This window comes from Hydrogenophaga sp. RWCD_12 (assembly GCF_046604225.1).
Lineage (GTDB): Bacteria > Pseudomonadota > Gammaproteobacteria > Burkholderiales > Burkholderiaceae_C > Hydrogenophaga.
Genome location: NZ_JBKIXC010000006.1, coordinates 295478 through 307702 on the forward strand (window position 1 = coordinate 295478; position 12225 = coordinate 307702).

12 protein-coding genes are annotated in these 12225 nt (G+C 70.8%); all 12 read left to right on the forward strand.

Annotation, left to right across the window (positions count from 1 at the left end):
- Positions 1 to 4 precede the first annotated feature (4 nt).
- A complete protein-coding gene (locus tag ACLIJ1_RS22505) occupies positions 5 to 1006 on the forward strand; it encodes a c(7)-type cytochrome triheme domain-containing protein (protein ID WP_411367804.1) in 1002 nt (333 codons plus the stop codon).
- Positions 1003 to 1902: a hypothetical protein gene (locus tag ACLIJ1_RS22510; RefSeq protein ID WP_411367805.1), complete on the forward strand. Its 900-nt coding sequence runs from the start codon at positions 1003 to 1005 to the stop codon at positions 1900 to 1902. The genes ACLIJ1_RS22505 and ACLIJ1_RS22510 overlap by 4 nt, the downstream gene beginning before the upstream one ends.
- Positions 1899 to 2768, forward strand: a complete 870-nt coding sequence (locus ACLIJ1_RS22515; protein WP_411367806.1) for a hypothetical protein — start codon at positions 1899 to 1901, stop codon at positions 2766 to 2768. The genes ACLIJ1_RS22510 and ACLIJ1_RS22515 overlap by 4 nt, the downstream gene beginning before the upstream one ends.
- 11 nt (positions 2769 to 2779) lie before the next feature.
- Complete coding sequence (locus ACLIJ1_RS22520) at positions 2780 to 3316, forward strand: c(7)-type cytochrome triheme domain-containing protein (protein WP_411367807.1); 537 nt, start codon at positions 2780 to 2782, stop codon at positions 3314 to 3316.
- Positions 3313 to 3684 carry a c(7)-type cytochrome triheme domain-containing protein gene (locus tag ACLIJ1_RS22525; protein WP_411367808.1) on the forward strand — a complete coding sequence of 124 codons (372 nt, stop codon included), beginning with the start codon at positions 3313 to 3315 and terminating at the stop codon, positions 3682 to 3684. The genes ACLIJ1_RS22520 and ACLIJ1_RS22525 overlap by 4 nt, the downstream gene beginning before the upstream one ends.
- 4 nt (positions 3685 to 3688) lie before the next feature.
- Complete coding sequence (locus ACLIJ1_RS22530) at positions 3689 to 4660, forward strand: hypothetical protein (RefSeq protein WP_411367809.1); 972 nt, start codon at positions 3689 to 3691, stop codon at positions 4658 to 4660.
- A complete protein-coding gene (locus ACLIJ1_RS22535; protein ID WP_411367810.1) occupies positions 4657 to 5742 on the forward strand; it encodes a 6-bladed beta-propeller in 1086 nt (361 codons plus the stop codon). The genes ACLIJ1_RS22530 and ACLIJ1_RS22535 overlap by 4 nt, the downstream gene beginning before the upstream one ends.
- Entirely contained in the window at positions 5742 to 8309 is a 2568-nt protein-coding gene (locus tag ACLIJ1_RS22540) for a hypothetical protein (RefSeq protein WP_411367811.1), read from the forward strand. The genes ACLIJ1_RS22535 and ACLIJ1_RS22540 overlap by 1 nt, the downstream gene beginning before the upstream one ends.
- The gene (locus ACLIJ1_RS22545; RefSeq protein WP_411367812.1) at positions 8306 to 9331 is read left to right on the forward strand and encodes a hypothetical protein; all 1026 of its coding nucleotides are present in this window, start codon (positions 8306 to 8308) and stop codon (positions 9329 to 9331) included. The genes ACLIJ1_RS22540 and ACLIJ1_RS22545 overlap by 4 nt, the downstream gene beginning before the upstream one ends.
- Positions 9324 to 10151 (forward strand): cytochrome c biogenesis protein, encoded by an 828-nt coding sequence (locus ACLIJ1_RS22550; RefSeq protein WP_411367813.1) that lies wholly within the window; start codon positions 9324 to 9326, stop codon positions 10149 to 10151. The genes ACLIJ1_RS22545 and ACLIJ1_RS22550 overlap by 8 nt, the downstream gene beginning before the upstream one ends.
- A 1-nt stretch (position 10152) precedes the next feature.
- Positions 10153 to 10725, forward strand: a complete 573-nt coding sequence (locus ACLIJ1_RS22555; protein ID WP_411367814.1) for a tetratricopeptide repeat protein — start codon at positions 10153 to 10155, stop codon at positions 10723 to 10725.
- 165 nt (positions 10726 to 10890) lie between these two features.
- Positions 10891 to 12183: a c-type cytochrome biogenesis protein CcmI gene (gene ccmI / locus ACLIJ1_RS22560; protein WP_411367815.1), complete on the forward strand. Its 1293-nt coding sequence runs from the start codon at positions 10891 to 10893 to the stop codon at positions 12181 to 12183.
- Positions 12184 to 12225: the final 42 nt, after the last annotated feature.

Genomic DNA, 12225 nt, shown 5'->3' on the forward strand with positions numbered 1-12225 from the left:
GTCCATGAACAAACATCTTTTCGCCGCCTTCGCCGCGTGGGCACTGATGGCCATGCCCACGGTGGGCTGGTCCCAGGACGTGGCCGCCGCCAAGGCGATCTACGAAGGCACCTGCGCCGGCTGCCACGGCACCGGCGTGCTCGACGCGCCCAAGTTCGGCGACGCCGCCGCCTGGGGCCCGCGCGCCAAGGGCGGCATCGACGCCCTGGTCAAAAGCGCCACCGCCGGCACGGCCAAGGGCATGCCGCCCAAGGGCGGCCGTGCCGACCTGAGTGCCACGCAGCTGCGTTCGGTGATCGAGTACATGATTTCCGGCGGCAAGCCGGTGGCCAAGACCCCCGCAGTGGCTCCTGCCGCCGCCGTGGCCGCCGCCCCGGTCGCGAAGCCACCGGCCGCGGCCCCCGCGACCCCCGTGGCAGCCGCAGCTCCGGTGGCCGCAGCACCTGCGCCGGCACCCGCGCGCAATGCCGCACCAGCCCCGGCCGCCAGCGCCGAGGTCAACGCCTTCAACCGCCTGCTCAAGCCCGTGGGCCGCTTCAACCGCCCGGCGGCCGAGTCCGGCATCCACGACCCGACCAACGACATGACGCTGCAGCTGCAGCCGCCCGGCACCGCGTTCGCCGAGCTGCCCAAGAGCATGGCTGGCAACCACGTCGACTGGGTCAAATCGCTCGACAGCAAGGGCATCGCGCCGCGCTGGGACCGCAACGATCCCAACGCGGCGGCCGTGGTGATGGACCTGAACATCGTGCGCGAGGTCAAGGGCTCGATGCCCGACGTGGTCTACCCGCACAAGCAGCACACCGAATGGCTGGACTGCTCCAACTGCCACCCGGCGATCTTCGTGCCGCAGAAGGGCGCCAACCAGATCAGCATGGCCTCCATCCTGCTGGGCCAGAAGTGCGGCGTCTGCCACGGCAAGGTCGCGTTCCCGGTGTCGGAGTGCCGCCTGTGCCACTCCAAGAAGAAGACCGAAGCGGTGGCCGCCGGAGGGACCAAGCCGTGAGTGGCCCGGGCCGCCACGCCGGGTCGGCTTGCATGCTGGCCACGGCGTTGATGCTCGGCCTGCCGCCAGCGCTGGCCGCCGACGCCGATCCGCTGGTCCGCCAGCAGCTCGAACAGAAGATCAGGCTCACCGCCAGCCTGATGGCCGACTCGCCCGCCGCCCAGCGGATCGTCAGCAGCGGCAACGCCGAAGCGGTGGGCCATCTCGACGAAGGTCGCACCCACCACGCGCTGGCGGTCGACCTGCTGGCGAAGAACGACCTGGCCGGTGCGCGCCGCGCGGTCGACGATGCGCTCAGGCACCTGGGCATGGCGCGCCGGCTGGTGCCCGATGCGCCGGCCCGGCTCGCGCTGGCGCGCCAGCGGCACGAGCAGCTGCAGGGCAGCGTCGAGCGCCTGCTCGAATCCTGGCGCGCGCGCAGTGGCGGCAAAAGCAGCGACGATGGTTCGGACATGACCGCCACCCTGGCGCTGGTGGGCGCGGCGCGGGGGCATGCCGAGGCGGGCCGTTACGACGAGGCGAACCAGGCGCTGATACAGGCCGAGCGCCATGTGCTTTCGGGCATGAACCGCAGTCTGCACGCCACCACGCTCGACTACACGGAGCGCCCCGCCAACGCGGCCGAGGCCTTCCAGGCCGAACTGGCGCGGCACAAGGGCTTTGCCGAGCTGCTGCCGCTGGCGGTGCGCGACCTCAAGCCCAACGCCGAAGCAAGCACGCTGATCGAGCGCTACACCGAGACCAGCAACACCCTGCAGGCACAGGCCGTGCTGCAGGCACAGGGCGGCAATCCCGAAGAGGCACTGAACCTGATCCGCAACGCCACGCTCTACGTCCAGCGCGCACTGCTGGCCGCCGGCCTGGTGTCGCCGCAGGCCACCGGAACCACACCATGAACACCACCTTTTCCCTTCCCCGCCTGCTGGTGGCACTGGCCCTGGCGGGCACCTGCCTCGGCGCCGGTGCCCAGCAGCGAGACCAGGTCGAACGCCGCATCCAGTCGGTCGCGACCCTGATCGAAACCTCGTCGGCTGCGCGCCAGATCGAGTCCAGCGGCGTGGCCGCAGCGCGCGAGCGACGCGACAACGCGCGCCTGATCCACCGCGAGGCCTCGGCCGCGCTGGCGGCGGGCGACGTGGTCCAGGCCGACAAGCTGCTCAACCAGGCGGCGCGCGAGATGATGGACGGTGCCCGACTGGCGCGGCCAGACCAGGTCACCGGCGAGAAGAGCAAACGCGATTTCGAGTCGCGGCTGGAGAGTGCGCGCGCCCTGCTGACCGCGCAGCAGCGCATCACGCAGGAAAAGAACGCTGGGAAAGACGCCCAGAACGCCACCCGCAGCATCGAACGCCAGATCGCCGAGGCGCAGGCCATCGCGGCGCAGGGCCGCTACGACGAGGCGCGGCCCATCCTCGACAGGGCCTACCTCACGGCGCGCGTCTCGATCGAGACCCTGCGCCGCGGCGACACCCTGGTGCGCTCGCTGAATTTCGCTTCCAAACGCGAGGAATACGACTACGAGATCGACCGCAACGACACCCACGCGATGCTGATCAAGGTGCTGCTGGCCGACCGAAAGGACGCCAGCGGCGCGATGCCCGCCGGCATGCAGGCCTTCACCGACAAGGCGGCCACCCTGCGCAGCGAGGCCGAGGCGCAGGCGCGTGGCGGCGACCACGCGGCGGCGATCCGCCTGCTGGAAGACTCCACGCGCGAGCTGGTGCGCGCGATCCGCTCCGGCGGCATCTACATCCCCGGCTGAAAGGGCAGCGGATGGCGTGGTCCCTGCGGATGCTGCTGACGGGGCTGCTGCTGGTGGCGGCGGTCGCCATGGCGGCCGGCCCTTCGCCGTGGACACCGATCGAGAAGGACGGCGTGCACGACCCGGCCGGTCCGGGCATCGCGGTGCTGCAGCAACCGGGCGAGGCGCTGGCGACCCTGCCGCGCGACACCGCCGGCAACAAGGTGCGCTGGGTGCAGGCGCTGGAGAGCGGGGCGATCAACCCGCGCACCAACCTCTTTCCGGAGACCAAGGTCCGCGTGCTTGACCAGGACATCATCGTCTCCAAGTACGGCTCGATGCCGGCCGTGAAGTTCCCGCACCGCCAGCACACGCTCTGGCTGGACTGCGCCAACTGCCACAACGGCCTGTTCAAGGACAAGATTGGTGCCAACAAGTTCAGCATGGTCGCCATCCTCAACGGCGAGCAGTGCGGTCTCTGCCACGGCGCGGTGGCCTTCCCGTTGACCGAGTGCAACCGCTGCCACAGCGTGCCCAACACGGCCCTGCCGCGCAAGGCGGCGCCATGAGCCGCGCGGGGTGGTGGCTGTTGCTGGCGCTGTGCCTGCCGATGGGCACGATTCATGCTGAGTACGGCGACGTGGTACTCAACAAACATTCGGACAAGCAGGGCGTGCGCCCGGTGGTGTTTCCCCACTGGTTCCACCGGATCCGCTTTCGCTGCAAGGTCTGTCACCAGGAGCTGGGGTTCCAGATGCGCGCCGGGTCCAACAACGTGCTGATGAGCGACATCATCGACGGCAAGTTCTGTGGCATGTGCCACAACAGCCAGATTGCCTGGGGACCGGAGCGCTGCGACCTGTGCCACTCCGCAAAGCCCGGTACGCCCGCCGGCATCCAGGGCGACAACCAGACCTCTGGTCCGGGCCGCTGGTGACACCATGAACGCCCGGCCCACGTTCTCCGCCACCCGCCGCCTGCTGCTGGCCGCGCCCTGCGCGCTGCTGGGTTGCGCGGGCGTGCCGGTGTCCGCACCGCCACCGCCGGCCGCGCCGGGCGAGGTCTCGCTGCAGCCCTGGCGCAGCGTCAACGGCGGCTTCGTGGCGGCGCCCGAGCCGGGACTGGGCATGCCGGTGCGGCCCGGCACCGGGCCGTTCGCCCAGCTGGTCGCGCCGACTGCCGTGGCGCTGGTGGACCAGGACCTGCTGGTCGCCGACAGCGGCACACAGCGGCTCTGGCGCATCGACCTGATGCTGGGCGCGCTGGTGCCGCAAGGCGGTGTGGCGGTGTCGCCGACCACCGCGCTGGCGCTTGCCCCCGACCGCTCGGCCTGGGTGCTGGACGGCATGGGCGGCGCGCTGCGGCACCTGGCGCGCGATGGCCGCGTGCTGCAGACCTTCCGGCCTGGTGCCGATCTGGCCGCAGCGTCGGGCATCGCGCTGGCCGACCTGGGTGCGACCGTGTTGCTGGCCGACGCGGGGCTGGGCCAGTGGCTGGAACTGCGCGCGGGTGGTGGTCTGGCCTTGCCGGTGCGGCCCTTGTCGGCCGAAGGCCGGTCCATCGCGGTGGACGCGATGGCCGCAGGCGGTTCGCTGCTCTGGGTGCTCGACAAGCGCGCAGGCCTGGTCCACCGCGTCGACCGCGGTGGCCGCGTGCTGGCGAGCCTGGGTGCGGGCGTGCTCAAACAGCCGGTGGCGATCGCGGCCGACACGCGCGGGCGGGTCTGGGTGCTGGACGGGCAGGACCACCGCATCGTGCTGCTGCGCGAAGGGGCGCCGGTCCAGGCGTTCGGAGCCAGTGCCCTGCGCGTGCGACAGCCTGCGGCGATCGCGGCCGACGAGCGCGGGCTCGCCGTGGCCGACCGTCTGGGTGGACAGGTCGTGTTGCTGCGGGTGCAGGAGGCGCGGCCATGAATCTCCTGCGCCGTCTGTGGTCGCTGTGGCTCCTCGTCGCGCTGGGCCAACTGGCCGCCTGTGCAGACGTCGGCCCGGTGCGCGGGCAGATGCACTACGGCATGGCCGACGCGCCCGAAGGGCAACGCCTGATGTGGCCCGCGGCGCCCGAGGTGCCGCGTTTCCTCTACAGCGGCACCCTGGTCGGCGAGCCGAACTTCCGCACACCCGCCGCCGATCCGGGCAGCCTGCGCTCGGTCGGCCGCTGGCTGGCGGGGCTGGACGAAAAACCCGATGCACCGCTGGTGCTGCAACGGCCTTCGGGCCTGACGGGCGACGGTGACGGCCGCCTGTTTGTGAGCGACACCAGCCGGCAGGCCGTGTTCGTCTTCGACGAAAAGCGCGGCGAGCTGCTGGTGTGGGAATACGCCGAACCGCTGACGCGCTTTGTCGCGCCCTCGGGCCTGGCGGTGGGACCGGACGGCGCGCTGTTCGTGGCCGATGCCGACCTGGGCGTGGTGGTGCGGCTGGATGCACGCGGCGAGCCGCAGGGTGTGATCGGGCGGGGCCGGCTGCAGCGGCCGACCGGGCTGGCGCGCGACCCGCGCACCGGGGACCTCTACGTGGCCGACACCTATGCCCACGACATCAAGGTGTTCGATGCGCAGGGCCAGCAGGTGCGCGTGCTGGGCCGGCGTGGCGAGGGCATGGGCGAGTTCAACTTCCCGACCCACATGGTCTTCGCCAATGGCGCGCTGTACGTGACCGACACGCTCAACAGCCGCGTGCAGGTCTACGACCCCGAGACCGGCGGCTGGAACCGGCGCCTGGGCTCGCGTGGCCTGTTCCTCGGCGATCTGGTGCGGCCCAAGGGCGTGGCGGTCGATGGCGAAGGCAATGTCTACGTGGTCGAGTCCTACTACGACAGCCTGCTGGTGTTCTCGCCGCGGGGCGAGTTCCTGCTGCCCATCGGCGGCACCGGCACCGCGACCGGCCGCTTCTACCTGCCGGCCGGTGTCTGGGTCGACGGCCGCAACCGCGTGCACGTGGCCGACATGTTCAACGGCCGTGTCGTGCTGTTCCAGTTCCTGGGAGGCGGCTGATGCGCAGCGGGCGGCTGGCGGCCGCGCTCCTCTTCCTCGCGGGTCTGCTGTTCGTGGCCGCGCCCACGCTGGCCCAACGCATCTCCGACGTGCGCGGCACGCGGCACAACCTGTCGGCCAACGGCCCCGGCACCACCCATGCCGCGGCCGGCGCGACCACCGAAGTCTGCGTGTTCTGCCACACACCACACAACGCGACCCAGAGCGACCAGGGCGGCGCACCACTGCGCGCGCCGCTGTGGAACCGCCGCGTGCCCTCGGGCGCGACCTACACGCCCTACACCTCGTCGACGCTGGACGCGCAAGCCATCGCCGACGGCTTCAACAGCCAGCCCGGCGGCAGCTCCAAGCTCTGCCTTTCCTGCCATGACGGGACGCTGGCGATCGGCAACGTCAACGTGCTCAACGGCAGGTCCAACATCAGCATTCCCATGACCGGCACCGGCCCGGGCGGCGTGATGCCGGCGGGCGAAGGCGTGCAGAGCGGCTTCACGCGCTTCATCGGCACCGACCTGCGCAATGACCACCCGATCTCGGTCACCTTCAGCAGCGCGCTGGCGGCACGCGACGGCGAGATGCGGCCGGTCGACGCAGCGCAGCGCTGGCCCGCCACCACCGGCACCGTGGTCGGCATCCGCGTGCCCGGCTACAAGCCGATGCTGCCGCTGGAGATGACCGGCAACGGCGGCGCGGGCCAGGTGCAATGCGCGACCTGCCACGACCCGCACATCCGCGAGCTCGATCCGTCCAAGGGCAACCAGAAGTTCCTGCGCGCGCAGCGTTTCCAGGAGGCGGCGCCGACCAATACGCACAACGTCGCGACCGACATCAACTGCCTTTCCTGCCACGACAAGAATCAGGGTGCGGCCGTCTGGGCCCTGTCGGCGCACGCGCGACCCGAAGTCGCCGACGAAACCTACAAGGACACGGCAGCGGCGCTGCGCGAGTTCCCCAACGGCACGCCGGTCTGGAAGGCCGCCTGCCTGAACTGCCACGACACCCACACCGTGCAGGGCGCTCGCCGCCTGACCCGCGAAGGCACCGACGCGCCGCTGCCGCCGGGCAGCCCGCTGGCGCCGCGCCAGGGCGGCAACCCGGCGCAGGAAAAGACCTGCTTCCAGTGCCACACCACCGGCGCCAACTCGGCGCTGGCTTCGGTGACCCAGGTCCCCAACATCGAAAGCGAATTCAGCTCGCCGATCCACATGCCGCTGACCACCAGCGACCAGGGCGGCACCACTGAGGAAGTGCACGACATCGGCGGCAACTTCACCGATGGCGCTCTCGACTGCAACAGCCCGACCAACCGCTGCGGCGCCGACATGATCGAGTCGCGTGCCAAGCTGGCGCAGCGACATGCGGAGTGCACCGACTGCCACAACCCGCACCGCGTGGTGAAGTTCCGCAGCTTCACCGGCGGCGCCTCGGGGCTTGGCAGTGCGCCCGATGCGGCCGGCACGCACCGCCACGACGAGACCACCGGCTACACCCACACCAACATCGCCTCGGGTGTGCTGCGCGGCGGCTGGGGCGTCGAGCCGGTGTACGGCTCCACCTCGTTCCAGGACAACCCCTCGGGCTTCACCATCAAGCGCGGCGACCCGGGCGCCAGCACGAGCACGGCGGTGACGTCCCCCTGGGTGACGCGCGAATACCAGATCTGCCTCAAGTGCCACTCGAACTACGCCTACGGCACCACGCCGCCCGCGCTGGGGGCGACCTCGGGCGGCACCGCCTCCGGCACCAACAACCTCACCAGCTACACCAACCAGGCGCGCGAGTTCCAGGCCCCGGTGAACCACCGCGGTGACGCCACCAGCGGCAACAGCGGATCGGGCAGCAACTACACGACCGGCAATCACCGCTCCTGGCACCCGGTGATGGACGTGACCGGGCGCAGCGGCGCCAGCGCGAGCGCCTTCCGAGCGCCCTGGGGCAACGCCGTCGGCAGCCAGACCATGTACTGCAGCGACTGCCATGGCGCCAATACCCCCGACGGCACGGCCGTGCCCGCGGGCGGCGACAACGGCACGCCCTGGGGGCCGCACGGCTCGACCAACAACTTCCTGCTCAAGGGCAACTGGAACAACGCGGTCGGTGCAGGCAACAACGCCGCGGCCAACCCGCTGTGCTTCAAGTGCCACGACGCCAACACCTACTCGACCAAGGACGGCGGCGGCACCACCGGCTTCTTCCAGCCCAGCGGCAAGGGCAACCTGCACGCCTTCCATTTCGACAAGATCGGCCGCATCCGCTGCAACTGGTGCCACGCTGCGGTGCCGCACGGGTGGAAGAACAAGGCGCTGCTGGTCAACCTCAACGACGTCGGCCCCGAGGTCGGTCGCGCCGGCAACGAGGAGTACCGCATCAGTGCACCCACGCAGGCCTACAACCAGGGGCCGTACTACCTCAATTCCAAGCTCAAGGTGCGCACCTTCGCCACCAGCGGCAACTGGACCGACACCAACTGTGGCTCCAACAACTCGGCCACCACCTTCGGCACCGGTGGCAACGACACCAACAGTGGCAAGGACTGGATGAAGAACGTCTGTTCCAACCCGCCATGACCACCCCGACGCTGCAGCGCCGCACGCTGGCGCATTTCGGATCGCTGCGTACCACACTGGTCTGCATGGGGCTGCTGGCCGTCGCTGTCGCGGCCGGTCTGGTGGGCGGCGGCGTGTTGGTGCCGGCGCTGGCGGTCGCTCTGGGCCTGCTGTCGATCAACCTCCTGGCGGCGCTGGTGCTGCATCCGGCGTTCCGTCGCCAGTTGCCGCTGCTGGTCGCGCACCTGGCGCTGCTGGCCGTGGTGGTGCTGGTGGTGATCGGGCGCCTGACCGCGCTGGACGGGCGCTTCGAACTCACGCAGGGCCTGCCGTTCGACGGCTTGATCGAAGCGCGCTCCGGGCCGCTGCACCGCGACCACCTCTCGCGCCTGCAGTTCCGCCACGGCGGTTTCGAGATTCACTACGCGCCGGGCCGCCAGCGCGGCGCCACGCGCAACACCGTGACCTGGCGGGACGGCGAGGGCCGCGAGCAGAGCGCCGTGATCGGCGACCACCGACCGTTGGTGCTGGACGGCTACCGCATCTACACCAGTCCCAACAAGGGCTTCGCGCCACTGCTCACCTGGCTGCCGAAGGACGGCGAGGCGGTCAGCGGCGCGGTGCACCTGCCGAGCTTCCCCATGCACGAGCTGCGGCAGTCGCGCGAGTGGACTCTGCCCGGGGGCACCGTGGCCTGGGTGATGCTGCAGTTCGACGATCAGCTCCTCGATCCCGCCAGGGCCTCGGAGTTCCGACTGCCCGAACACCACCGCCTGGTGCTGCGGGTGGGAGACCAGCGCAGCGAGCTGGCGCCGGGGCAGCGGGTCGAGGTCGCCGGCGGCACCCTGGTCTACGAAAGGCTGGGAAGCTGGATGGGCTATCGCGTGACCTACGACCCGACGCTGCCGTGGCTGCTGGCGGCAGCCCTGGTGGCGGCGATGTCGCTCGCCTGGCACTACACGCAGCGCTTCTTCGGTGGCAGCCCGGTGCAGGCGCCTTCGTCGCCGGTGCTGTCGGCCGGCCGGGGAGCGGAACATGCCTGAGACGGCGCTGGACATCACCCTGCTCTGGGGCGCGCTCGGCGTCTATGCGCTCGGTGCGTCGCTGGCGTTCGCCGGTGGTCCGACCACACAGCCGACGCGGCGCCAGCAGACCTGCGCACTCGCGCTGGCGGTGGCGCTGCTGCTGCACACGCTGTCGCTGGCGCTGCGCTGGGACCGGCTCGGGCATGGTCCCTTCACCACCTTGCACGAGATCCTCAGCAGCAACCTCTGGAGCCTGAGCCTGGTGCTGCTGCTGGCGTGGTGGGCGGTGCGCGAGGTGCGTTCGGTGGTCGTGGGGGCGCTGCCGGTGCTGCTGGTGCTGGGCCTGTGGCTGCCGATGTCGAACCCGGGAGCGGGACATCTGCCCGCCACCTACGACACGCCGCTGCTGTATCTGCACACCGTGGTCGGCAAGCTCTACCTGGGGCTGCTGCTGGTGGCGGTGGCGCTGGGCAGCGTGCCGGTGTTGCGGCAGAGCGTGGCGGGGCTGCGCTTCTTCATGGGCGTCCCCGACGACCGGCGGCTGGACGAACTGGCGCACCGCTTCGCCGCCTATGCCTTTGTGTTCGACACGCTGATGCTGATCGTCGGTGCGGTGTGGGCGCAGGACGCCTGGGGCCGCTACTGGGCCTGGGACCCGCTGGAGACCTGGGCCTTCCTGAGCTGGCTGGCACTGGCCGTTGCGCTGCATGCACGCGCCACCGTGCGGCCTCGTCCGGCGGTGTTTGGCGCCTGGCTGGCGGGCGTGTTCGTGCTGGCCTTCCTCACGTTCTTTGGCGTGCCGTTCTTCTCGACCGCGCCACACAAGGGAGCGGTCTGAGATGGCACGTTTCGCGAAACTGGACCGGCGGGCCGTGGGCGTGCTGCTGACGGTGGCGATGGTGGTTGGCGGCGGTGCGTGGATCGCGCACTGGCCGGCAACGCATGCGCCGCAGCTGCTCACACCGGGCGATGTGGCTCCGGCCAGCGAGGCCACGCCGCCGGACGAACTCCATCGCCGCTTCGACGAAGCGGTGGTGCTGCTGCACGCCCGTCAGCACGCCAAGGCCGTGCAGGCGCTGGAGCGCGTGTTCGAGCTCGCACCCGACATGCCCGAAGCGCACGTCAACCTGGGCTTTGCGTTGCTCGGTCTGGAGCAGCCCGCTGAGGCCCGCCGCGCCTTCGAGCGCGCGATCGATCTGCGGCCCAATCAGGCCAACGCCTACTACGGCCTGGCGCTGAGCCACGAGGCGGCACACGATCTGGAGCTGGCCATGGGCGCCATGCGCAGCTACCTGCACCTCGCGCGCCACGAGAGCGAGAGCCACCTGGCCAAGGCCCGTTCCGCGCTCTGGGAATGGGAGTCGCAGCTGCGGCCGCAACCCGCCTCGACACCGGCGCCGAAGGGCCCTTGAGGGCGTGCGCGTGGCAGTGAACTTGCTTTAAGTCCGCATGATCCCGATGCCCCCGTTGCGCCGCTGGTCCTCTGCGGCCGGACCACTTTCCCAATCCCGGAATCCGGACCGTCTCGCCTTCCCGGTTCCGGGAAAAATTTCCCGATCCTGGGGGAGGGGCCGGACATGATGGTGTTCTGGAGCGTGGTGGCGCTGTTGCTGCTGGGTGCGCTGCTGATGTTGCTGCCCGCGCTGTGGAAGCCGCGCTGGCCCGGCGCGGCATTGCAGGCGGCCGATGTCAATCTGGCGATCTACCGGGACCAGATCGGCGAAGCGGCACGCGACCTGGAAGAAGGCCTGTTGCCGCCCGGACAGATGGCGCAGGCGCGCGAAGACATCCAGCGGCGCGTGCTGGAAGAGACCGGCCCTGCGCTTTCCGGCAACGCCGTGCTGGCGCCGGCGCGGCGCACCGCCTGGGCGCTGGCGCTGCTGTTGCCGCTGGGCAGCGTGTCGACCTATCTCTATCTTGGTGACCCGCAGGCCATCGGCGATGCGGCCGCCTCGGTGCAGGCCAAAGCCCCCGCGCAAGGGGGCAAACACAGCGTGACCGCCGAGCAGATCGAAGGCATGGTGGCCAATCTCGCGCAACGCCTGAAGTCGCAGCCCGACGACGTCGAGGGCTGGATGATGCTGGGCCGCTCGTACACCGCACTGGGCCGCTATCCCGACGCGGTGATCGCCTTCCGCCGCGCCATCGCCCTGGTGCCGGAGGATCCGACGCTGCTGGCGGACTTCGCCGATGTGCTGGGCATGGCGCAGGGCAAGCGGCTGGCCGGCGAACCCGCGCAGCTGGTGCAGAAGGCGCTGGACATCGACCCGAAGCACGTGAAGGCGCTGGCCCTGGCCGGCAGCGTGGCCTTCGAGGCCCACGACTACGCCAGCGCGCGGGCCTACTGGGAGCGCTTGATCGCCGTGGTGCCGCCCGATTCGGAGATCGCGCGTTCGGTGCGTGGCAGCGTGGCGCAGGCAGTGCAGCTCGAAGGTGGTGGCGCTGGCGCTGCGCCTGCGATGGCTGCGAACCCGTCGACCGCCGCGTCGCCCACGCCGGCGGGCACCTCCGCAGCGGTGGCAGGCGCCGGCAAGATTGTGGGCGAGGTGCGCATCGCACCGGCCCTGGCGGCGCAGATCGCGCCGGGCGACACGCTGTTTGTGTTTGCCCGTGCGGTGCAGGGGCCGCGCATGCCACTGGCGATCTTCCGCCAGCCGGTCGGCGCCTGGCCGCGTGCCTTTGCGCTGGACGACAGCATGGCGATGGCGCCCGAGTTGCGCCTCTCCGGGTTCGGGCAGGTCACGGTCAGCGCGCGCATCTCGCACAGCGGCGACGCGACGCCGCACGCCGGTGACCTGGTGGGTCAGACCGGGCCGATCACCCCCGGCAGCACGGGTGTGGCGATCGTCATCGACCGCGTTCAGCCCTGAGCGCGGCATGGGGCATTTCGCTTGCCCGGCGCGGTGGGGCAT